Genomic DNA, 20,584 nt, shown 5'->3' with positions numbered 1-20,584 from the left:
GAATTTTAGCCAAAAAAAGGTAAAAGTAGGTTAAATTTTAAAAATTTAGCAGATTTCCCGCAGGTCCTTCGGGCGAACTATCACTGCCTGAAGTCGCGTTTGATTCGCTATGCATAAACGGCGGACCCTTTTGAAGCAGTAACGTTATCTCCGAAGCTATATTAGGCGGCATTTTAGCCATGATAGTTGAAATTTTTTTAGGAGCCAGCGCATACATTATAGTAGCGGCATTTGCTCTATCCATAGCGCTTAGCACATCAGCGGCGGATTGATCCTTCATCTTGCCGTAAGCTTCGCTAACCTTATCGGTAGTCATCGTCTTAAGCTCGGCTAAAATTTCATCGTTTCTCTTGAGTAAATTTTCGATATCTTTCTTTTTTGCTTCGATTTTTTCAAGTGTCGCGTTTATCTCGGCTTCTTTTTTAGCAAGTTGGATATTGCGCTCGTTAAACAGAGCTTTTGATGAAGCCTGAAATGCCTCAAGTCCTTGTTTGGCTTCATCTATCTTTTCAACTTCTTTTAAAAGCTCGGCTTTTCTGGATTCAAATATAGAAACACAATCAACCGGCACTTCAAAACCAAAAAGAGCCAAATTCAGCAGCAATAAAATTAAAATTTTCTTCAATTCCCACTCTCTTTAAGATAGGCATGTCTGATAGAACCGAACTCGTCAAGCATATTTTGCTCGGCTCTTTTTATCTTGGCGATTTGAGATTTAAAATCCTCGCTTTCAAGATACTTGATCTTTTCATACTCTAAATTTGCGTTTTTATATTGGTGCTCATAGTGCATTATGCTTTTTTTGGTAAGCTCAAGCCTTTGAGTTAAAATTTCTTTTTCCTTGCGAGCCAAATTTAAAAGTTCCAAAGAGCTTTTCATTTGCGAAATTTGACCGCTTTGAGGCAGTTTTATAGATGCTATCTGCTCGTTTGCTTCAGCGATAAATCCCTCTATCATCACGGTTTCAGCCCTACTTCTTGCAAGACGCATGCTTATTTTATCCAAATTTTGTTTTTTTACTTTTACGATTTGGCTAAATTTGCTCTTCATCTTATGATAGTATCTTCTCTTTCAGGGCTCGTAGAGATGATGCCTACTCTGACTCCGGTTAGCTCCTCTATGCGTCTTATGTAAGCCTTTGCATTTTCAGGAAGGTCTTTAAATTCACGCACGCCGACTACGCTATCCCAACCGTCAAGCTCTTCGTAAACCGGCTTTACGTTTTCCAAATCGGTAGGAAAACAATCCGTTTCCTTGCCCTTGTACTCGTACGCTCTGCAAATTTTAACCTTGCTAAATCCATCAAGCACGTCAAGCTTCATAAGCGCAAATTTATCCACTCCGTCAAGTCTGGCAGCGTATCTTACAGCAACCGCATCAAACCAACCACAGCGTCTTCTTCTGCCTGTCGTAGTGCCGACCTCTTTACCCACATCACACATACGATCGCCATCTTTTCCAAAGTCTTCAGACGGGAAAGCTCCGTTGCCAACGCGAGTAGTGTAAGCTTTGATGATGCCGATTACCTCTCCTACTTCTTTAGGGTTTATGCCTATACCTGCGCAACTACCTGCTGTTACGGTGTTTGAGCTAGTTACATAAGGATAAGTGCCGTGATCTATATCAAGCAAGGTTCCTTGCGCACCTTCAAGCAATATCTTTTTATTATTGTCAAGCTCTTTCCAAACAAGCCTTGTAGTGTTGGTTATAAATTTCGCCAGCTTCTCTTTATAAAATTTAAGCTCTTTTAAAAGCTCCTCTTTGCTTGGAATTTCTATTTCAAGCGCGTCAAGAAAGCATCTGTTTTCTTCAAAATCGCTCATTATAGCCTTGCAAAGTTTATCAGGATCGTTTAATTCGCCCATTCTATGACCGCTTCTGCTTATCTTATCGCTATAAGCAGGTCCTATGCCTTTTCCTGTAGTTCCTATGGCGTTTTTGCCTTTTAAACGCTCTTTTGCACGATCTATGAGTGCGTGATGAGGTAAATTTAAATGCGCTTTGTCACTTATAAAAAATCTTCCTTCAAGATCCTCAAACTGCTCAAGCTCTTTGATCAAAAATTCAGGACTTACTACGACACCGTTGCCGATCACGTTTATAATATTTCTATGCAAAATTCCCGAAGGCACAAGGTGAAGCGCGTATTTTACGCCGTTTGTCCAGATAGTGTGACCGGCGTTGTGTCCGCCTTGACACCTGCAAACCACATCATACTTGGCACTTAGCATATCAACTATCTTGCCTTTTCCCTCGTCTCCCCATTGAACTCCGACTACAATATCAGCTTTAGTCATCTTAAATCCTTGATTAGTTTTTATTTCAAATTTTCTAATAAAGCGTCGGTATAAACACCAAAACCGCTACTTTTAATGCCTTCTATATCGTAATTTCCGCCACCGCTTAAAATTTGATTACCGCTTAAAAATCTAAAAAACAGATTATCGTAATATCTCATTTTAGAGTAGTATAACGGCACTATTCTTAAATTTTCATATCGCGACAGACTCGCAAGCTCTTTTATCTCGCAAAGAGGCTCTTTTAACTCATTTGGCACCATGCTTAAAATTTCATCGATGTCTTTAATCGAATTTACAAAAACAAGCTTTCTTAGCCACTCTTTATCCTGATTTAGAATTTTCTCAAGCTCGCCATGCTCAAATATACTAATAGGTAAATTTAAAAGTTCGCATACGATATGAGGTATCTTTATGTGGCTTATTTGAAGATAGGGTTTTAAATTTAACCTTTCAAAGAGACTTTTAGCGATATTTACGCTTGTTATAAGATCTTTTTCGCCTATTAACTCAGCTCCTATCTGATAAAATTCGCTACTTGGGTATTTAAAAATCGGCTGGATATAAAACCATCTTTTCGGCTCGCTGTCTTTTAGCCTTCTTAGCACTATCCTTACGACATCGACGGTGCTATCGGCTCTTAAGCTTACTTCGTGATTTGCATGATCGCTAAATCTAAGAAGTTGGGTAGGAGCTACGCTTAAGTGCTGATGGTGCGAAAAATAAGGCGTTACTATCTCATTAAAGCCGTTTTGGGTTAAAATTTCACTGGCTATACTTTCAACCTCTCGCTTAAGAGATGCACTCTTGCCGAAATAAAGCCTGCTTCCTACCGGGATCTCATGCTCAAATATATTTGCGTCAAAATTTTTAAACTCCACAGCCCATCCTTACTCTAAATCAAGCAGCTTATCTCGCTTGGTTTTTAAATTTAACACAAGTTTAGAGATATCTTGCTTGCTGTCAAGATTTGTCAAAATATTCATGATTATATCGCTTATCTCTACATGAATGGCTACTTTGTGCGTATCCTCTATATGTTTTTTATAGACGTTTATCATCATAGCGGTATATTCTTTGGCAAATTCTTTGGTGTCAAGTCTGCCTAAATTTGAAGCACTTAGCATATCAAGCAAGCTTCTTATCCAAACTCTATGCATAACGGCTAAATTACACCACATCATATCATCTTCATTCAGCGCTCTTAGTTCTTTAAATTGCTCTGGAATTTGATAGTTATCTGACCATTTTTTAATGCTTTCAATCTTCATAGGAGGCGCTATATACCCACCTTGAAGCTTTTGGTATCCTGCTTTTATGAGCAGTCTCATATTACTTGAAGTCTCAACTCCTTTTGCAACTACATCCTTAGAAAATGCGTTTGAAAGAGAGAGTATCGCGCGAAGTATGATAAGGCTATCGGCTCCGTTTACCGCACTTAAGCTTAAGTATTTTGAGACTTTTAGCTTATCGGCGTGGATGTCTTTTAAAATTTGAAGCGAAGCGGAATTTGAGCCGAATTCATCAAGCGCAAAGGTAACGCCTTGTTCGGTATAAACCTCCAATGTTTCATCGTCATCAGGCTGTTTAAAGGAATTTGAGTTGTTTATATTAAACTCAAGCATATGTAAATTCTCATATCCTTCTTCGACGATAATCTTAAATTTATCTATAAAATTCATCTTATAAAGAAGCTCAAGCGTTACATTTACGCTGACTTTTAAGTTAAGTCCATGCTCTTTTGCTAAAAATTCCTGATCTCTAAGCGCATTTTTTATATTCCAAATGACCAAATCATCGTATATATAATCTTTTGAAACAAGAGGCAAGATCTCTTCATGTAGTATGGAAACACTACTTGATTTCCATCTGACAAAGGACTCAAGAGCGGAAATTTTGCCGGTTTTTATCTCTATGATAGGCTGGTAAGCTATTTTAAACTCATTGCTTGCAAGGCTGGTTGCAATTCTATCGGCAACCGCGTATTTGTCTCTAAAATTTCTATCAGATTCTGGATCAAAGATATAAAATTTGTTTTTGCCCGATAATTTTGACTGATACATCGCCCAATCGGACTGCTCGATCAATGTCTCTTGCCTTATGTCCGCCTTTTGAGGATACAAGCTTACGCCTACGCTAATGCTTACTTTTAATTTTTTGTAATTTATGTATATATCTTTATTTGCCGCTTTTAGTATGCTGTTTAGTATCTCTTCGGCTTGCTTGTGATCGTATATGTCATTTACGATGGCTACGAATTCATCGCCACCAATTCTAGCCAATGTATCGTTTGCCTTGATTACGCTATTTATATTTCTGGTAACTTCTATAAGGAATTGATCGCCTATACTATGTCCGTAAAGGTCGTTTATAGGCTTAAAGTCATCTATATCGATGTAGATAAGGGCTAATAAATTTTCAGACTGCGCCGCCGCCTTCATAGCCTCTTCAAGACGCTTTGAGAATAAAAATCTATTTGGAAGCTTGGTAAGCGGATCGTAATAAGCGATTTGCTCTAATTTATCCTCTTTTGCCTTCATACTTGAAATATCTGAAAAAATAGCCAAGAAATACTCGATACTTCCGTTGCTGTCGTAAATTGCGCTTATGGTTAAAAACTCGAGATATTTCTCGCCGTTTTTGCGCTTATTCCATATATTACCGCTCCAATAACCGTTTTCAACGGCTTTTTTCCATAGATTGGAATAAAATTTATTATCATGCACGCCCGATTTTAATACGCTTGAAGGCTTGCCGATGATCTCTTCTTTAGAATATCCCGTAATATCGCTAAAAGTATCATTTATGTCTATAAATTTACTATCCGTACCGACAAGCGCTATACCCTCTTTTGAATGCAAGAATAAATTTGAAACTATATTTTTATACTTATCGGCAATTAGTTTATAGTCTTTTGACTCTTTTTGAACGCTTATAGGAACGGATTTGTTTATATCCGCGTATTCTACGCTTACCTTTTTAATAAGCTCGTTATTTATAAAATACCCTATGATTTCGCTGACGTTCTTGCCGTCATTTGAGATAAATTTGATGAAGATATTACAAGTGATGATCTCTAAATTTTTCTTTATAAGTCTGCAAGTTTGTAAAGACTCATACTCTTTTTTAGAAAAGTTAAGCCCAAAGAGTCTAAATTTGATGTTAAATTCATTAAAAATTTTAATAAAATCCTCAGGATGAATAATATCTTTGAAGCTAAAATTGCTATCAAGCATCTCTTCGATCTTGTATCCAAGTATGCTTTGCGTGTTTGAGGATACATTTATAATATCTTCTAAAAAGCCGTTTTTCCAAGATATGGTAAATACCGGAGAGTAGAAATTCGTCTCGTTTTCTTTCTTTAAATTCTCTCTCATCATATTTTCGTAAGTAACGTCTTGGATGACGCAAAAACCTATCTTGTAATCATTCACATCGATATTTTTTCTGCTTATGATGACATCTTTGATATCGCCGTTTGAAACTCTTTGCTTGGTTTCATAAACTATCGTATCGTCGATATTTCCGTGAGAGATGATGTTTATATCTTTTGACTCTATGGCATTTAAGGAATTTAAATTCTTGCCAATCATCCCCTCTTGCTCAAGGCCGTAAAATTCCAAAGCTTTTGCACTTGCCTCTATGATATCGCCTGTTTTAGCATTGATTAGCAATATAACAAGAGGGCCTTTCTTAAATAGATAGCCAAATTTCTTATCATGCTCAAGATAAGCTGTCTTTTTAACGTCAAAATCCTGATAGATTTTAATAATACCGTTTATTATCTCGTTAAAATCGGTTATATGTTTAGCACTTACATACTGCTTAATATCCTCTTCGTTTTCCATCTTTTTAATGAGTTTTTTAATCGAAAGAATAGGCTTTATGACCTTATCTTTAGTAACTCTAACATCGATAAAAATGAGCAGCAGGCAAGAGAATAAAAATGTAATTGATATCAGCAAAAACAGCCAGTTTGTGCCAAAAATACTATCAAAAGAGCGATAAGTAACTATCGCCATATCCTCTTCAGGTATATATCTAATAAGATAAATATCGAAATTTTTTGAGCCAAAATCGCTGGTTTGTATTTCGTTATTCGTAAGATAATCAGCCCTTACGCCGTAAAGATCAAATATAGTCTTTTGCTCAAGCACAAGATCTATATTTTGATGAAATAAAATTTTACCGTCGCCGTTTATGATAAAAGAGTTAGCCCCCTTATCGTCATAAGCTTGCGTAAGCTCTCCATAGATAAAATCAAATTTAATCTCGGCAACTAAAATTTTGCCGTTTCCAAGATCTTTAGCGATAAATCTAGTGGGAATATCACTTGTCGCAAAGCTAAATTTGGATTTATAAATTCTATCTACGAATTTACCTTCCCACGGCTTTGAAGCAAAAAATACTCTATAATCTTTATTGATCTCGTTGCTTTTTAGAGTTGAAAATTCGATATTGCCATTAGAGTCAAGCACATAAAAGGCGTGATACTCCTCTTTATTGCGAAAGGCGTAATCAAGTATGGTTCCAATGTCAGAGCTATTAGAAATTATATATTTTTGCAATAAATCAAGCTCTGCTGCAACCGTTCTTGAGTGAGTGGTAATAACATTTCTAAAGTATCTATTGTTGGCATATACGTTATCTTTTACATCGTCAAATTTCAAACTTAATCCAAAAGCGATAATGCAAAATATAGCAATAGTGGTCATAAAATTTGCAAAATAAATTTTATTTAAGATGTTGAAAGATAAATTTTTATTCTTGTGTAAAAACATTATTTTATACCAAATGCCCTAAAAACTATAATGAAAATTTAATAGAGAGTATTATATCGGATTTTTCTTTTTTTAATATAATTTAAACATTAAAATAAAAATGTAATTAGCTAGGAATTGGCGAGAGGATGAGAGAATCGAACTCCCCACGAAGCGGTCAACCGCCCCGTCATCGGATTTGAAGTCCGCGAGCGCCACCAGATCGCTTTATCCTCCAAAGACTATCTGGATTATATCAGATTTATATAAATTTTAGTTTGAATTTTATACGATTTCAGGCAAATTATTAACGAGTTGTTTATGAAATTTAGATTTGTATTTATAAATTTGTTTTTTGCACTGTTTTCAAACGGATGTTTAGAAATTTTTACCAGCATCCCATCTCCGCTTACAGGGCTAAACGTCTATGACGCATATCTCATCTCTCAAGACGAGCGAGGAATCTACGCAATAACAAAAGACAAGGTTATCAAAACAAAAATTCAAAGCAAAATTTTAGCCTCTTCAGGACTTAGCAACCTTGATATCGACGTAGAGAGCTTTTACGGCAACGTCTATCTAATAGGCATAGTGCCTGATATGGATCATAAAACAAAACTTATAAATTTAGCCAAAGATACCGCCGAGGTTGAAAAAATTTACACTTATATAAGATTTCCAAGCGACGAAAAAAAATGCGAAAACAGCCTAAACATAATGCTTGCGCTTAAAAATAACCTCTTTGCAGATAGCAAGATAAGCGGCACTAGCATAAGGGTTAGCGTAGTGCAATGCAATGTCGTATTTACAGGCATAATAACCGATATCGAGCAAGAAAAACACGCCATTTGGTATGCTAAGCATATCGAAGGCGTAAATGATGTTTATTCGTTTTTAAGAGTTATAAAGTAAATTTAGCCCAACTCAAAAGCTAGATTTACTTACTCAACAACGCTTTTTGCATAAAACGTATGAATAAGCGCAGGCAAAAGCACCAATGCGCCAAGTAGCATCATAACCATAACCAAATCGGTAAGCAATCCAAAATAAATAGTCGGGATAAAGTTACTAGTAACCATCACGCTAAAGCCTAAAAATATAGCAAAGGAAGTATAATACATCGCATAACCTATGCTTGCGTGCGAGGCTTTTATACTCTCCGCCACGCTTTTGCTTCGTCGCTCTTCGCGGTATCTATGGATATAATGAATAATGTCATCCACGCCGATACCGATACTTATGGAAGCTATAGTAATACTCATGATATCAAGCGGAATCGCTGCCGCGCCCATCACTCCAAAGACCACGCAAAGCGGGATGATATTTGTGATAATGCTGATAATCGCAAGTTTTACGCTCTTAAAAATGACGCAAAATATCACAAAAAGAGTTAAAACGACAAAACCGAAAGAATCAATCTGCGAGTAAATAAGGCTTTGAAGCATATTGTTATAAAGCACCATTGCGCCGCTTATCTCGACTTTCACGTTATCGTCTTTGGTTAAATTTACGATCTCGCTTTCAAGCGTTTTTAAAAACTCATCTCGTCTAAGCCTCTCATCAGAGTCAATAGTCCTAAGCGAAAATCTCACTTGATTACCCGCGATGCTAACATAAGGGCTTAAAATAATATCTTTATAAATTTCAGGCATCTGCTCATACATAACGCTTAGCAAGAAATCATCAATCACTCCGTCGTTTAAAATTTCAATAATCTCTAAAAGCGTGCCAAGACTTGAAACCTTTCCGACAAATTCCTTGCCTTCAAGATGAGTATGCACTTTTTTTACGATGTTCATCTTATGGCTGTTAAACCAATACTTAGCCTCGTTTTCATTAGCCTTAAACTCATCTTCAAATTCATCTTTCGCTTCGTTTACGCCCTCGTCTTTACTTGTGTCTTTAAATGTTATAAGTACATCCACAGGCACCGTGCCACCGAGTTTAGTGTCGATTATCCGCATGCCTTTATTGATCTCGGTTGAGCTTTTAAAATACTCAATAAAGCTATTTTCAACGCGAAGTTTTGAAATTCCGTAAATTCCAAAAGCAAGCATAAGTCCGCTTACGGCAAAAACTGCAAATTTGGATTTCAGAGCAAAATTTGCACAAATTTTAGTAAAGTTAAATTTGCTCTCAAACGTCCTAACGGGAGCGAGCTTATCAAGAAGAGAGACTACGCTGCCAAATAATAAAAACGCAAGCACAAGCGAAATGGATATGCTCGTACTCATCATCACGCCAAGCATTATAACGGGCTTTATGTCGGAAAACGCAAGCGATAAAAAGCCGATAACGGTCGTAAATATCGCAAAGAAAGATGGCTGAAATTTATCCCTAAGCGTTAGATATACAAGCTGGTGTTGATTTAAGCTCGGCTTGGTTATAAAAAACTCCCTATAGCTAACCGTTAAGTGAATCACAACCGAGATAGTAATGATAAGCTGAAGAGCTATGAAATTTGATGAGATAACCGTTATCTCCCAGCCCAAAAAGCCAAAAAGTCCCGTTGCAAATATAACGCTAACCGCGCATATAAATATAGGCAGCACGATCCAGCGAATTTGCCTAAAAAAGAGCCAAAGGCTAAATATCAAAAGCAAGGCTACACTTATACCGTAAGTATAAAGATCCGATTTTACGAAGCTTACCATGTCGCTTGCAATCATATTTACTCCGCCTAAAAACAGCGTCTCATCGCCTCTAAATTTATCTATCACGCCTCTTATATGCTCTATACTAGCCTGCTCTTTTGCGCGCAAAGAGTCGCGATAGGATTTAAACTCAATATTTACGCTTTTTAAATTTTGCTTATCGTCTCCGCTTAAAGTACCGTTTAGTTCTTTATTTAAGAGCAAATTTCTAGCGTTTAAAAGCTCCGTGTATCTTTTATCGTCTTTTAAATTTAAGATGATCGCCGTTGTTTTTAGATCCTTGCTTACAAGGGCGTTTGTATATAGCGGACTGCTTGCAAATTCCAGCTTCACGGCGGTTTTATTTATATCTTGATCTTCAAGAGTAGGAACTCGCTTTACTATATCGCTAAGCGAACCGCCTGAGCTTTGAAGCAGAGGGACATTTAGTATGGATACGACATTTTTAACAAGCTCGTTTTGCTCAAATTCACTTGATAAATTTCTAATCTTTTCAAGCGTAACATCATCTAAAAGCTCGTTTTTTGGAGTGTATGCGACAACTAAGTAGTTAGGGCTTGCATATCTTTTAGCAACATCCCTAAACAAAGCCAAGTCTTTATCGTTTTCAAGCAAAAGCGTCTCAGTGGAGGCATCAATGGCAAGTTTTGTGGAAAAATATCCAAAAACAAGTGTTAAAAGCAAGACTGAAACAATAACTCGCTTAGGATAAAAAACGATAAATTTAAAGATGGATTTCATTAAATTTACTTGCTATCCTCGGGCAAATTTACGCTTTCTAACCTTTTTAGCAAATCATCAAAGCTGCCGTTTTCAAGCAAGCTTCCAAACTGACTTCGATAAGTCTGAACTATACTAACGCCTAAAATATCAAGGTCGTATATAAGCCAACCGCGCTCTTTAGCGTCATAAAATTTATAGACAAAAGGATAGCTTTTGCCTTCGCTTACAACCTCGCCGTTTAGCCAGTATCTTTTATCGTTTGGTTTTGTGTGCTCTTTTAAATTTATCTCTTGGTCGTTATAGCTTAAAAGCTTATCTACATACGAGCTTTTAAGTCTTGTTTCAAACGCCTTGTCAAACTGCTGCTTTTGAGTATCGCTTAAAGCGTCGTATCGCTTTGAAAGGCTTATTTTAGCCATTTGTTTATAGTCAAAAAACGGATCAAATATAGCAAAAATTTTATCGGCTTTTTGATCGTTGTTTAAGCCCTTATCCTTTAAAACCGAAATAGCGTTTTTTGTCGCCGCCTCAACGCTTGGCTTTATCTCACTCTCGGTTATAGCATAAAGTGAAACGCTTAAAAACAAAGCGCAAATAATTTTAAAAAATTTCATCTTATTCCTTTATCAAATAATTACGACGCTGTTCGTATGCATCGCGTAAAAACGGATATAAATCAACCGCGTCTTTTTTTAAATTTTCATAAGCATCAGGATCAAGCGACCATGAGTTGCCTCTTCTGTAAATTTGAATACCGCTCGCCCTTGAACTAGGATTTATATAGCTTATAGGATCGGCGAAATAATCTCCGGCTAAGCCCACTATATCGCGTAAATTTGAAGGTCCCAAAATCGGCAAAACTACGTGAAAACCGCTTCCAACCCCCCAATATCCAAGAGTTTGACCAAAATCCTCATCATGTCTTTGCAAGTCATAGTATTTAGCCCCGTCGGTTAGTCCGCCAAAGCCTATTATCGTATTTGCGACAAACCTAAGCGTTTCTTCGCCCGCTTCTTTAAATTTAAATTGAAGCAAGTTATTTACAAATCTAAGAGGAAATAAAAGATTGTCAAAGAAATTTCCAGCAGCCTCTCTTGCGGGCTGCGGAACCACGTAGTTGTAACCTCTTATGGCGGGATTAAAAATATTTACGTACAAAAAGTCATTTACGTTCGTCATTACTCTATTGTATCCCGAAAGCGGATCAAACACCTCGGTCTTATCTTTAAATTCATCATCGAATTCATCAATTTCATTTCCAAAAACCAAAACAAAACCAAGCATTAAAGATATAAAAATTTTCATAGCTTCCTTTCAAACTGCTAATATTACCAAAATAATTATAACAAAATCAAAAATATTAAATTTTTACGGCTATTACAAATTTATAAAATCTTGTTTAGATCGGAGTATTTGAGTTTTGTTTTAAGTTGCTTTTTATATATACTGTTTTATACTTAAAAGCTTTTTTATATATAAACCGATTAAAGTTAGCATTATAATTAAATATACAAATATAATATAAGGGATAAGAGATGAAAGCAGATATAAGTTTAGAGTTATTTTTAGATAGCGGAGTGCCTGTTTTAACCAAGCATATAAATTTGCTAAAAGCGATTGACGAGACAAAAAGCATAACTAAAGCGGCAGAATTCGTAGGCATTTCATACAAAAACGCCTGGGATAGTCTAGATGCGCTAAATAACCGCTCGGATAAGCCTCTAATAGCCCGCATGCAAGGAAATAAAAAAAATAGCGGAAGCGAGCTAACCGAATACGGCAGAAAGATGATCAATATATATGAAGCTATGCTTGAGTCGCAAAAAATATTTTTAGAAAAAGTATGCGCAAATATAGACATCTCTACTGCCGAAATAGCAAATTTACAACGCATGAGTATGAGTTTAAGTGCCAGAAACCAATTATCATGTGAGATAATTGAGATAAAAACAGGAGCGGTAAGCTCTGAAGTAGTAGCAAAACTCTCAAATGATGAAATTTTAAGAGCGGTCATAACCGTAGAATCCGAAAAGAGCTTAAATTTGCAAGTCGGCAAAAAAGTAGTATTTATATTTAAAGCCCCAAGCGTTATGCTTGCTAAGGACGAAAATCTAAATATAAGTGCGGCAAATCAACTAAAAGGCAAGGTGATAGAGGCTAAAATCGGCTCGGTAAGTGCTGAAATAGTCCTTGAGATAAACGATCATCAAACCATCACCGCAATCATAACAAAAGATAGCGCAATGGAGATGAAAATAGGCGTTGGCGACGAACTAACAGCCGTAATCAAATCAAGTCAAATCATAATAGGAGTATAAAAATGAAAAAAACTTTCTTTTCGTTAGTTTTAGCGGCAATCGCTGCTTTTAATCTAAACGCTGGCGAGATCAACGTCTTTGCCGCAGCAAACGTAACTTATGCGTTTAATGAGCTAAAAGCTGAATTTGCCAAGACAAATCCGGACACAAAAGTAACCGTAACGCTTGGTGGAAGTGGCGCTTTAACCACTCAGATAAAAAACGGCGCGCCTGCTGATGTGTTTATGGCGGCAAATATGAAATTTGTTGAAAATCTCGATGAAGCTGGCTTTTCTGCGACTCGTCCGATAGTTTATGCCCAGGGTGCGCTTGCACTATTTAGTATCCGCGACATAGATTTTACAAAAGGCATCAAAGCTGTTGAGGGATTAAAAGCCGTTGCTATCGCACTTCCTGAATCAGCTCCTTACGGCAAGGCAAGTATTGAAGCGCTTAAAAAAGATGGAATTTTTGATAAAGTTGAAAAAAATATCATCTACACAAAATCGATTTCAGAGGCTCTAAGTTCGGCTCTTAGCGCAGCAGACGCCGGATTTATCGCAGCTAGCGCGATGTATGATCCAAAAATGTCTAAGTATAAAGAGGGTAAAAATTTCATCCTAGTTAATCCTGCCCTTTACACTCCGATCGATCAAGGTGTAATCCTTCTAAAACGCGGCGAAAACAACCCTGAAGCCAAGGCGTTTTATGATTTTATCCTAAGCGAAAAAGCAAAAGAGATCTTTAGAAAATTCGGATATAACATATAATGATAAAGGCCCAAGTTTCAAATATAACCGGCAGCCAGGACGTAAATCTCTTTGAATTTACTTCAGGCGAGATGAAATTTTATATGCTTGGGCTTGAAAATTTAGATGAGTTTAAAATAGGCGACAGCGTAAAACTCGCCTTTAAAAGCTCAGATGTCATCATCGCAACGACTCCTTTGAAAAACTGCTCGCTTACAAACGAGATAAAAGCGACAATCTCAAATTTAACCAAAGGCAATATCACAAGCGTTTTGCATTTAAAGTCTTTAAATTTCGAATTTGAAAGCATAATAACGACAAAATCTTGCGAGAGGTTAAATCTTAAACAAAATGACGAAATTTACGCTTACGTAAAAGCCACTTCACTTTATATCAGCGATAAAAACCGTGATTGAATTTAGATGCAAAAAGACCTTAAACGGCTCTAGCGGACAGTTTTGCCTTGACGTTGATCTAGATATCAAAAAAGGCGAATTCGTAGCACTTTACGGCAAAAGCGGAAGCGGCAAAACTACACTTTTACGCTTGCTTGCAGGCTTTGAAACCCCTGATAGCGGAGTGATAAAAGTTAAGGACAAATTCTTTTTCAATGCGGGCAAATCATTGCCGCCTCAAAAGAGAAATATAGGATTTTTATTTCAAGATTACGCTCTGTTTGAAAATATGAACGTGCTTAAAAATTTGCTTTTTGCAAACAATGATTTAAAGCTCGCAAACCACTTGCTTGATCTAGTTGAGCTAACATCGCTTAAAAACGCTCAAATTTCAAAGCTCTCAGGCGGTCAAAAGCAGCGTGTGGCGCTTGCAAGGGCGCTTATGCGAAAGCCTGAAATCATGCTGCTTGACGAGCCGCTTTCCGCGCTTGATATATCTATGCGCGAGAAGCTGCAAGACTATCTGCTTAAAATCCACCGCGAATTTGATATGACGACCATCTTGGTAAGTCACGATATAGCTGAAATTTATAAACTTACTTCAAAGGTATTTGTCCTGAGCGAAGGTGTGATAGAGCGCTGCGGAAGCGCCGGTGAGATATTTTTAAAGCACTCAAATTCCCAAAAGCTTAGCTTTCATGCCAAAATTTTAGAAATTCAAAAGCGCGACTGTATCTATGTAGCGATCACTCTTGTCGGACAGCAGCTTTGCGAAGTAGTCTTAAGCCATCAAGAAGCGGCCAATCTAAAAGCTGGCGACGAGGCTACGCTTAGCGCAAAAGCATTTGCGGCAACTCTTAGAAAAAGCAAAAGCGATGTTTGATATATCAAGTATTGATTTTACACCGTTTTATCTATCGTTAAAACTTGCTTTTGTCACGACGATTATATTGTTTTTTGCCACGCTGCCGCTTGCCTACTGGCTAAGCAGATCAAATTTCAAAGCCAAACCGATAATCGAGTCCATAGTGGCTCTTCCGCTTGTTTTACCCCCATCGGTGCTTGGATTTTACATGCTTGTATTTCTTTCGCCATACAATTTCTTTGGCAAATTTATGGAAGAAAATTTCGATATACGCTTGGTTTTTAATTTCTCAGGGCTTGTCATAGCAAGCTGTATCTACTCGCTTCCGTTTATGTTTCAGCCGTTGCAAGCCGGGTTTTCAAGCCTGCCAAAGAGCCTTTTTGAGGCGAGTTATTCACTGGGTAAAGGCAAATGGACTACGCTTTTTATGGTTGCATTGCCAAATATCAAGCCTTCGCTTTTAACTGCGCTTATCGTTAGCTTTGCCCATACTTTGGGTGAATTTGGCGTGGTGCTGATGATAGGAGGAAGTGTCGGTGACAAGACAAAGGTCGCAAGCATAGCCATTTACGAAGCGGTCGAGCTGATGGATTATCAAAAAGCGCATGTTTACTCCGCGCTCATGCTCATAATCAGCTTTGCCGTGCTGTTTTTGGTTTATTTCTTTAACGCTAAACAGAAAAAAGCCTAAATTTTAAGCTCAAATTTTACTAATTGCAGCTTTACCCGCGCAGCTTTAGCGCAAATTTATGCTATCATAAAATCAAATTTAACAAGGATAAAGCATGAGCGTAAAAGATATAAACGGAAACGAAATTGATTTTTTAGAACTGATTAAAGATAAAAACTGTGTTTTAATCGTCTATCCCAAAATGGGCGAGAGCGGCAAATTCCTGCCTGATGAACTAAAGCAGACAAAAGGCTTAACTGGTTGCACAAATCAATGCAAAGCTTATGAAGCTAATTTAAAAGAGATTGAAAAATTTGGATTTGAAGTTATCGCGCTCGGGGCTTTAAACGTAGCAAAAACGAAAGAATTTAAAGAGGCTTTAGGCGTGAATTTCAGCTTTTTCAGCGATGAAAATTTCAAGCTTGCGGATAAATTAAATTTAAAAACCTTTAGCACGGATAACGGAAAGAAATTTTATCACCGTCAAACTCTAATCATAAAAAAAGGCGAAATTTTAAAGCGATTTGATCTTGTAGAAAACCCTGAAGAAGACGCGCTAAATACTCTAAAAACTCTAGCTAAAATTTAAGAGGCGAACATACAAATCGCCTCTTTGTTTATCAAGCTATTTTATCCAAGTAACCACATCGCTCATTTCACGGCGATATTTTGGCGGTTGAGGGTTTAGACGATATCCAAACGGTATCATCACGGCGACACGCTGTTTGGTCGTATCAAGATTTAATACTTTATTTAAAGCGTCCGCGTCAAATCCTTCTATAGGGCAACTGTCTATACCAAGAGTCGCGGCTGCGGTCATCATATTTGCAGCGGCGATATAGCACTGCTTGCTTGACCAGTGATATGTAAGTTCGTCGTCATTTTTGAAATTTGCGGTTAGAAAATCTTGATAAAATTTCTCTCTTTGAGCGATTAGCTCAGGTTCCTTATCAACTCGTCTTGCGATGATCTTTTTTATGTATTCGTTTCCCGGTTTTACTTCAGATATCTTTGCCAGTATCACAAGAAGGTGCGAGCAAGAGGTCATCTGAACCTGATTCCAAGATACTTCACGTATCTTTTGCCTTAAATCCGCGTTTTGCACGACAAGAAAGTCCCACTGCTCAAGCCCTGTCGAGCTTGGGCTAAGCCTTCCTGCTTCCAAGATAAGACCAAATTCATCATCGCTTATTTTTTTATTTTCATCAAAAATTTTGCAAGCGTGGCGAAAATTCATAGCTTCTAAAAAATCCATACAAACTCCTTTATAAAATTTACAAAATCATATAAAAAAGGTATTGATTTCTAGCTTAATGCTAAAAAGCTAAATAGATGAAAATTTAAGTTAATAATATAAATTTAATCTATCCATTTGACTACATCGCTCATTTCACGGCGATATTTTGGCGGTTGAGGGTTTAGACGATATCCAAATGGCACAATGATAGCAACGCGATGTTTAAGTGGATCAATTCCTAAAATTTTACCCACCTCATCACGCTCAAAGCCCTCCATCGGACAACTGTCTATGCCGATACTTGCAGCGGCATTCATCATATTTAGCGCAGCGAACAAGCACTGCTCATGAGACCACTGAAAAATTATCTCGTCGTTGTTTTGAAGCTTTTGATGAAGTCTTGTCTTGTAAAATTCCTCTTTAGCCATACGATCTTGCTCGGAACTAAAAGCAAGACGATCAATCATCTTATCGATATACTCGCTTCCGCTTTTTAATTCGGCAATCTTAGCAAGCACGACAACAAGATGAGAGCAAGTAGTTATCTGAGGCTGACCCCATGATTTTTCTTTTATCTTTTCACGCAAAGCTTTGTTTTGCACAACGAGAAAGTCCCACTGCTCAAGTCCGAGCGAGCTTGGACTAAGTCTGCCCGCCTCAAGGATGAACTCAAAATCAGCTTTTCTGATCTTTTTATTTTCATCAAAAATTTTGCAAGCGTGGCGAAAATTTATGATTTCCAAATAGTCCTTATTATCCAAAGCGTCCATGTAGTCTCCTTATCGTAGATAAATTTACGCGATGAGTTGATTATCTTTTAAAAAGTTTAACCAAGGCAGGCATGATTAAATTTCTATCTATGAAGCTTATCAATGCATCAGCAATTCTGCCTTGGTTTATAAATTTAAGCTCGTTTGAGACATCAAATCCGGGATCGTTTAAAAGCAGTCTTAATTTAGCCTCTTCAAGCCTTAATCGTTTTTTATTGTTATCTCTTCCTTCAAGCATAGATACTACTACGCTTAACTTTTCTTTTGTCATTTTGTTTTCCACAGCGCAACCCTATAAAAAATAAATGCCGAAATAAAAGCTATACAAGCGGTAGTTAAATATGCCGCAACTTCGTTAAACATCGAAACTAAGAGTATGTTTAGCCCTATGAGGAAAAACACAAATCCTATTATCGCCAAAATATGCGCCACCACAAGTATCAAAAAGCTATCGGCACTCTTAAAAAAAGAGTGCCTGATATCATCTGCTTGGGCTTCTACTAGCTCTACGACAGAGACTAGGAATTCAGATATATTTGCCATTATTTTTTAAGTATCCAACCTATTAAAAACCCAACACCTGCCGCTATCGCAACGCTTTTAATCGGATCTTCTTTGATCGTATCATTTACGGTTTCTATGCCGTCTTTGCCTTTTGCCTTAAGATCGTCGATGTATTTTTTGATCTCTTCGGTATCCAAGTGATCTAAAATTTTATCTTTGCCGGCTTCAATCTGCTTGGCTCCGATATCTTTTATAGACTTAACTATATCTTTTAGATCCGTTTTTAGCGAATCGATATCTTTTTTTAAACTCTCTAAATTTAAGTCTTGTGCAGCCATTTTACATCCTTTTATTTGAAATCTTTCAGACTTGCCGTGCATGCAAAACAACAAATCCTTAAGTTTCACTTTACAATAGCTTTGATAACACTTATTAAATCAAAACAAAATTTGAACATATTCTAACCGCAATTTAACAAAAAGAAACAAATTGAAAATTTAGGATTTTAAAAGAGAAATTTGAGCGGTCAAAATTCGCCGCTCAAATTTAAATTTTACTTACATTAAAGGATTGTCAAGCTCGACAACTTCTACTTTACCGTCTTTATGAGCTAGAGTAAATAAGCTATCGCCTTTTATGGCAAGTCCTGATATATCACCGATCTGAGGCATCTCATAAGCGTCAATAACCTTTGCACTTGCAAGATCTATCACAAGCAAGGTGTTGTAGTTTTTAGAGTATGCTAAGAATTTACCGTCAGTTATATCGCCTGCTGTTACATAATAATCCTTAATATCACGCTTTTCTTTAAGAGCAAGCGATGAAGTGATGATGGTTTCGCCGCTTAGCAATCTATCTTTAGTATCAACTTTTATAAGTATCATGCCTTTAACACGATCATTTGGCACGGATATCATATACATAAAATTGCTGTTTTGATCCTTGCTTAACGTCAGGATGTATTGTTTTTTGGCTCTTATAGTAAGAAGTGCAGGACGATCTGTATGCCAAGGCATCTCAAGTCCTCCGGTAGTCTCGCGGAACGTTACCCACTCTTTATAAGGATCAATCTTGTCTTTTGATACTTGTTTTACTGCAAAAATCGTCTTATTAAACCCTGAAGTTACCAACATATCGCCTACGAAAGTTGAAGCGACTGATTTTTTGATATTTCTGCCGTTTGGCTTATCTATGATGGCATGAGCTATCTCTTTGAAATTCGCATCGGCAAAATAAACACTTCCTTCAGTATTTGAGATACCGAATACATCGTCTTTAGCGTTATAAGCAAGTCCTGATGTAACGCCCTTGCCGAAAATTCCTTTTGTAGTAAACGGAAGCGGGAAGCTATTTTTAACAGCTATGGCAGGTTTTATATCTACAAAAGCACCGTCTTTAGCGTTTGCGCTAAATTTAATGCTCTTTTCTTTTGGTTCGCCGGCTATAAACGGATCCTCAACTACGTTTGAGCCTGTAAATGAAAACGGCTTTTCAAATCTCTTCCAAACGCCTGCAGTCCAAGTATTATTTAGACTTATTCTCTCAGGGCTTCCCTTACCGCTATATGGAGGGTATCCTGCCGAAATAAGCGCTTGAACCGCGTTTGAAAGCACTACGATAAGGCTAAGCGCAATAACGAAGCTTGAGTATTTAGAAAGCGGTTTTATACGAGTATGCTCTCTTGATATATCTTCGGCCACTACTTTATCTTTTGCAAATAGCATGAAAATTCCCATTACGACAACCACAACCCAATATACTAAAATTCCCCAAGTATAAGTGTGAGCGCCGAAAATATCTCCACCAAAGCCCATACCAACGTCTCTATACACGCTAAAGCTTGCGTGACGAAGCGTCATAAATATACCGTAAGCCGCCGCAAATAAAATAGCCGCGATATATCTTGCTCTAAGCCCATATCTAAGGATAAGAATTCCGGCTCCTCCTACTACTACCATACCCATTCTCTCCCACCAGCAAAGCGTGCACGGACCTTCGCCGATCACATATCCAAGATAAAAATTTGCGATTCCAACAGGTATAGCAAGCACTAAAAGTACTGCCGTCGCCATAAAAAAGTCAAAATTCTTTTCGTTAAAAAATCCCACTTTTCACCTCCTAATAAGCCGCATAAGGTAGTAACGACGGCCAACTGGCGATAAAAAACATAATAAAGCAAACCGCCGTGCCAAGCACGAACGCACCAAACGCAAGCCCCTCTTTTTCAGGCTTCTTCCAAGCAATAAAAATAGAAAGAGCAAAGAATAAAAATCCCAACAATTCCATATTTATTGTCTCCTTTCTTAATATTTTTAAAATTAACTTGCTGATTTTATTTTAAATTTATTTATATCTTTCTTAAAGAGCTTCTTTTGTAAAAGATATACTTTAATTTGATATTTTAATATCATAATCTTGTGTCATTTTATAATAAAATATGCACTAAAAAGAGTATTTTATAATATAAATTTCAGATATCAAGAGAGAATTTATAAGCATTAACGGTTTTAAAGTTTATATTTTGATTATAAATATCAATAGCTTTTAAATAATAGTAGGGTATGATATATATATTTTAAATTATTATATTTATTTCATAAATTTTATATTATATTTCATATTAAACTTAAAGTATTATGTATTAGTTACTACTTATCCGAGTT

22 protein-coding genes and 1 tRNA gene are annotated in these 20,584 nt (G+C 37.0%); 7 read left to right on the top strand and 16 right to left on the bottom strand.

The window, feature by feature from the left end; all coding sequences use genetic code 11:
• Positions 1-37: 37 nt before the first annotated feature.
• The 6 genes from CORI_RS01465 to CORI_RS01440 all read right to left on the bottom strand — a co-directional run bounded on the left by CORI_RS01465 (position 38) and on the right by CORI_RS01440 (position 7,294).
• Entirely contained in the window at positions 38-625 is a 588-nt protein-coding gene (locus CORI_RS01465; RefSeq protein WP_173030516.1) for a MotE family protein, read from the bottom strand.
• Positions 622-1,050 (bottom strand): flagellar export protein FliJ, encoded by a 429-nt coding sequence (locus CORI_RS01460; protein WP_173030515.1) that lies wholly within the window; start codon positions 1,048-1,050, stop codon positions 622-624. The genes CORI_RS01465 and CORI_RS01460 overlap by 4 nt, the downstream gene beginning before the upstream one ends.
• Positions 1,047-2,297, bottom strand: a complete 1,251-nt coding sequence (locus tag CORI_RS01455) for an adenylosuccinate synthase (protein WP_173030514.1) — start codon at positions 2,295-2,297, stop codon at positions 1,047-1,049. Before CORI_RS01455 ends, CORI_RS01460 begins: the two co-directional genes overlap by 4 nt.
• A 20-nt stretch (positions 2,298-2,317) precedes the next feature.
• The gene (locus tag CORI_RS01450) at positions 2,318-3,178 is read right to left on the bottom strand and encodes an ATP phosphoribosyltransferase regulatory subunit (RefSeq protein WP_173030513.1); all 861 of its coding nucleotides are present in this window, start codon (positions 3,176-3,178) and stop codon (positions 2,318-2,320) included.
• Positions 3,179-3,187: 9 nt separating this feature from the next.
• A complete protein-coding gene (locus tag CORI_RS01445; RefSeq protein WP_173030512.1) occupies positions 3,188-7,012 on the bottom strand; it encodes a diguanylate cyclase in 3,825 nt (1,274 codons plus the stop codon).
• Between the two features lie 184 nt (positions 7,013-7,196).
• Positions 7,197-7,294: transfer RNA gene (locus tag CORI_RS01440), tRNA-Sec, on the bottom strand.
• An 84-nt stretch (positions 7,295-7,378) separates the two neighbouring features.
• Between CORI_RS01440 and CORI_RS01435 the strand changes: the two genes are divergently transcribed.
• On the top strand, positions 7,379-7,969 hold the full coding sequence (locus CORI_RS01435) for a BON domain-containing protein (RefSeq protein ID WP_173030511.1): 591 nt from the start codon (positions 7,379-7,381) through the stop codon (positions 7,967-7,969).
• 29 nt (positions 7,970-7,998) lie between these two features.
• On the opposite strand, the gene CORI_RS01430 is transcribed toward CORI_RS01435, so the two are convergent.
• The 3 genes from CORI_RS01430 to CORI_RS01420 are packed head-to-tail and all read right to left on the bottom strand — an operon-like array spanning position 7,999 to position 11,739.
• Positions 7,999-10,452 carry an RND family transporter gene (locus CORI_RS01430; RefSeq protein WP_173030510.1) on the bottom strand — a complete coding sequence of 818 codons (2,454 nt, stop codon included), beginning with the start codon at positions 10,450-10,452 and terminating at the stop codon, positions 7,999-8,001.
• Positions 10,453-10,457: 5 nt separating this feature from the next.
• Positions 10,458-11,048, bottom strand: a complete 591-nt coding sequence (locus CORI_RS01425; RefSeq protein ID WP_169941239.1) for an ABC transporter substrate-binding protein — start codon at positions 11,046-11,048, stop codon at positions 10,458-10,460.
• A gap of 1 nt (position 11,049) precedes the next feature.
• Positions 11,050-11,739, bottom strand: coding sequence for a VacJ family lipoprotein (locus CORI_RS01420; protein WP_173030509.1), 690 nt, complete (start codon positions 11,737-11,739; stop codon positions 11,050-11,052).
• Positions 11,740-11,969: 230 nt separating this feature from the next.
• On the opposite strand from CORI_RS01420, the gene CORI_RS01415 reads away from it, so the two are divergent.
• The 6 genes from CORI_RS01415 to CORI_RS01390 all read left to right on the top strand — a co-directional run bounded on the left by CORI_RS01415 (position 11,970) and on the right by CORI_RS01390 (position 15,999).
• Positions 11,970-12,752, top strand: coding sequence for a TOBE domain-containing protein (locus CORI_RS01415; protein ID WP_173030508.1), 783 nt, complete (start codon positions 11,970-11,972; stop codon positions 12,750-12,752).
• Positions 12,753-12,754: 2 nt separating this feature from the next.
• A complete protein-coding gene (gene modA / locus CORI_RS01410) occupies positions 12,755-13,501 on the top strand; it encodes a molybdate ABC transporter substrate-binding protein (RefSeq protein WP_173030507.1) in 747 nt (248 codons plus the stop codon).
• Complete coding sequence (locus CORI_RS01405) at positions 13,501-13,896, top strand: molybdopterin-binding protein (RefSeq protein ID WP_173030506.1); 396 nt, start codon at positions 13,501-13,503, stop codon at positions 13,894-13,896. The genes modA and CORI_RS01405 overlap by 1 nt, the downstream gene beginning before the upstream one ends.
• On the top strand, positions 13,889-14,758 hold the full coding sequence (locus CORI_RS01400; RefSeq protein ID WP_169941229.1) for an ABC transporter ATP-binding protein: 870 nt from the start codon (positions 13,889-13,891) through the stop codon (positions 14,756-14,758). The genes CORI_RS01405 and CORI_RS01400 overlap by 8 nt, the downstream gene beginning before the upstream one ends.
• Complete coding sequence (gene modB, locus CORI_RS01395) at positions 14,751-15,431, top strand: molybdate ABC transporter permease subunit (protein WP_173030505.1); 681 nt, start codon at positions 14,751-14,753, stop codon at positions 15,429-15,431. Before CORI_RS01400 ends, modB begins: the two co-directional genes overlap by 8 nt.
• A 94-nt stretch (positions 15,432-15,525) precedes the next feature.
• Positions 15,526-15,999, top strand: coding sequence for a redoxin domain-containing protein (locus tag CORI_RS01390; RefSeq protein WP_173030504.1), 474 nt, complete (start codon positions 15,526-15,528; stop codon positions 15,997-15,999).
• Positions 16,000-16,035: 36 nt separating this feature from the next.
• Here CORI_RS01390 and CORI_RS01385 read toward each other — a convergent pair whose 3' ends face one another.
• The 7 genes from CORI_RS01385 to CORI_RS01355 all read right to left on the bottom strand — a co-directional run bounded on the left by CORI_RS01385 (position 16,036) and on the right by CORI_RS01355 (position 20,207).
• Positions 16,036-16,665: an NAD(P)H-dependent oxidoreductase gene (locus CORI_RS01385; protein WP_169941222.1), complete on the bottom strand. Its 630-nt coding sequence runs from the start codon at positions 16,663-16,665 to the stop codon at positions 16,036-16,038.
• A gap of 104 nt (positions 16,666-16,769) precedes the next feature.
• Positions 16,770-17,417 carry an NAD(P)H-dependent oxidoreductase gene (locus CORI_RS01380; protein WP_173030503.1) on the bottom strand — a complete coding sequence of 216 codons (648 nt, stop codon included), beginning with the start codon at positions 17,415-17,417 and terminating at the stop codon, positions 16,770-16,772.
• Between the two features lie 40 nt (positions 17,418-17,457).
• Positions 17,458-17,688 carry a hypothetical protein gene (locus tag CORI_RS01375; RefSeq protein WP_169941218.1) on the bottom strand — a complete coding sequence of 77 codons (231 nt, stop codon included), beginning with the start codon at positions 17,686-17,688 and terminating at the stop codon, positions 17,458-17,460.
• The gene (locus CORI_RS01370; RefSeq protein WP_169941215.1) at positions 17,685-17,960 is read right to left on the bottom strand and encodes a hypothetical protein; all 276 of its coding nucleotides are present in this window, start codon (positions 17,958-17,960) and stop codon (positions 17,685-17,687) included. The genes CORI_RS01375 and CORI_RS01370 overlap by 4 nt, the downstream gene beginning before the upstream one ends.
• A complete protein-coding gene (locus CORI_RS01365; protein ID WP_172198192.1) occupies positions 17,960-18,259 on the bottom strand; it encodes a YqjD family protein in 300 nt (99 codons plus the stop codon). Before CORI_RS01365 ends, CORI_RS01370 begins: the two co-directional genes overlap by 1 nt.
• A gap of 219 nt (positions 18,260-18,478) precedes the next feature.
• Entirely contained in the window at positions 18,479-20,029 is a 1,551-nt protein-coding gene (locus CORI_RS01360; RefSeq protein WP_173030502.1) for a disulfide bond formation protein B, read from the bottom strand.
• Between the two features lie 10 nt (positions 20,030-20,039).
• Positions 20,040-20,207 (bottom strand): hypothetical protein, encoded by a 168-nt coding sequence (locus CORI_RS01355; RefSeq protein WP_169941209.1) that lies wholly within the window; start codon positions 20,205-20,207, stop codon positions 20,040-20,042.
• Positions 20,208-20,584 lie beyond the last annotated feature (377 nt).

Source organism: Campylobacter sp. CCUG 57310 (assembly GCF_013201975.1).
GTDB lineage: Bacteria > Campylobacterota > Campylobacteria > Campylobacterales > Campylobacteraceae > Campylobacter_A > Campylobacter_A canis.
This window is presented reverse-complemented; position numbering and strand designations above follow the sequence as displayed.

Excerpts from the sequence above, each read along its gene's own strand:
- CORI_RS01460 (WP_173030515.1), bottom strand. The coding sequence starts at position 1,050 with ATGAAGAGCAAATTTAGCCAAATCGTAAAAGTAAAAAAACAAAATTTG.
- CORI_RS01455 (WP_173030514.1), bottom strand. The coding sequence starts at position 2,297 with ATGACTAAAGCTGATATTGTAGTCGGAGTTCAATGGGGAGACGAGGGA.
- CORI_RS01445 (WP_173030512.1), bottom strand. The coding sequence starts at position 7,012 with ATGACCACTATTGCTATATTTTGCATTATCGCTTTTGGATTAAGTTTG.
- CORI_RS01435 (WP_173030511.1), top strand. The coding sequence starts at position 7,379 with ATGAAATTTAGATTTGTATTTATAAATTTGTTTTTTGCACTGTTTTCA.
- CORI_RS01430 (WP_173030510.1), bottom strand. The coding sequence starts at position 10,452 with ATGAAATCCATCTTTAAATTTATCGTTTTTTATCCTAAGCGAGTTATT.
- CORI_RS01425 (WP_169941239.1), bottom strand. The coding sequence starts at position 11,048 with ATGAAATTTTTTAAAATTATTTGCGCTTTGTTTTTAAGCGTTTCACTT.
- CORI_RS01420 (WP_173030509.1), bottom strand. The coding sequence starts at position 11,739 with ATGAAAATTTTTATATCTTTAATGCTTGGTTTTGTTTTGGTTTTTGGA.
- CORI_RS01415 (WP_173030508.1), top strand. The coding sequence starts at position 11,970 with ATGAAAGCAGATATAAGTTTAGAGTTATTTTTAGATAGCGGAGTGCCT.
- modA (WP_173030507.1), top strand. The coding sequence starts at position 12,755 with ATGAAAAAAACTTTCTTTTCGTTAGTTTTAGCGGCAATCGCTGCTTTT.
- CORI_RS01405 (WP_173030506.1), top strand. The coding sequence starts at position 13,501 with ATGATAAAGGCCCAAGTTTCAAATATAACCGGCAGCCAGGACGTAAAT.
- modB (WP_173030505.1), top strand. The coding sequence starts at position 14,751 with ATGTTTGATATATCAAGTATTGATTTTACACCGTTTTATCTATCGTTA.
- CORI_RS01390 (WP_173030504.1), top strand. The coding sequence starts at position 15,526 with ATGAGCGTAAAAGATATAAACGGAAACGAAATTGATTTTTTAGAACTG.
- CORI_RS01385 (WP_169941222.1), bottom strand. The coding sequence starts at position 16,665 with ATGGATTTTTTAGAAGCTATGAATTTTCGCCACGCTTGCAAAATTTTT.
- CORI_RS01380 (WP_173030503.1), bottom strand. The coding sequence starts at position 17,417 with ATGGACGCTTTGGATAATAAGGACTATTTGGAAATCATAAATTTTCGC.
- CORI_RS01375 (WP_169941218.1), bottom strand. The coding sequence starts at position 17,688 with ATGACAAAAGAAAAGTTAAGCGTAGTAGTATCTATGCTTGAAGGAAGA.
- CORI_RS01370 (WP_169941215.1), bottom strand. The coding sequence starts at position 17,960 with ATGGCAAATATATCTGAATTCCTAGTCTCTGTCGTAGAGCTAGTAGAA.
- CORI_RS01365 (WP_172198192.1), bottom strand. The coding sequence starts at position 18,259 with ATGGCTGCACAAGACTTAAATTTAGAGAGTTTAAAAAAAGATATCGAT.
- CORI_RS01355 (WP_169941209.1), bottom strand. The coding sequence starts at position 20,207 with ATGGAATTGTTGGGATTTTTATTCTTTGCTCTTTCTATTTTTATTGCT.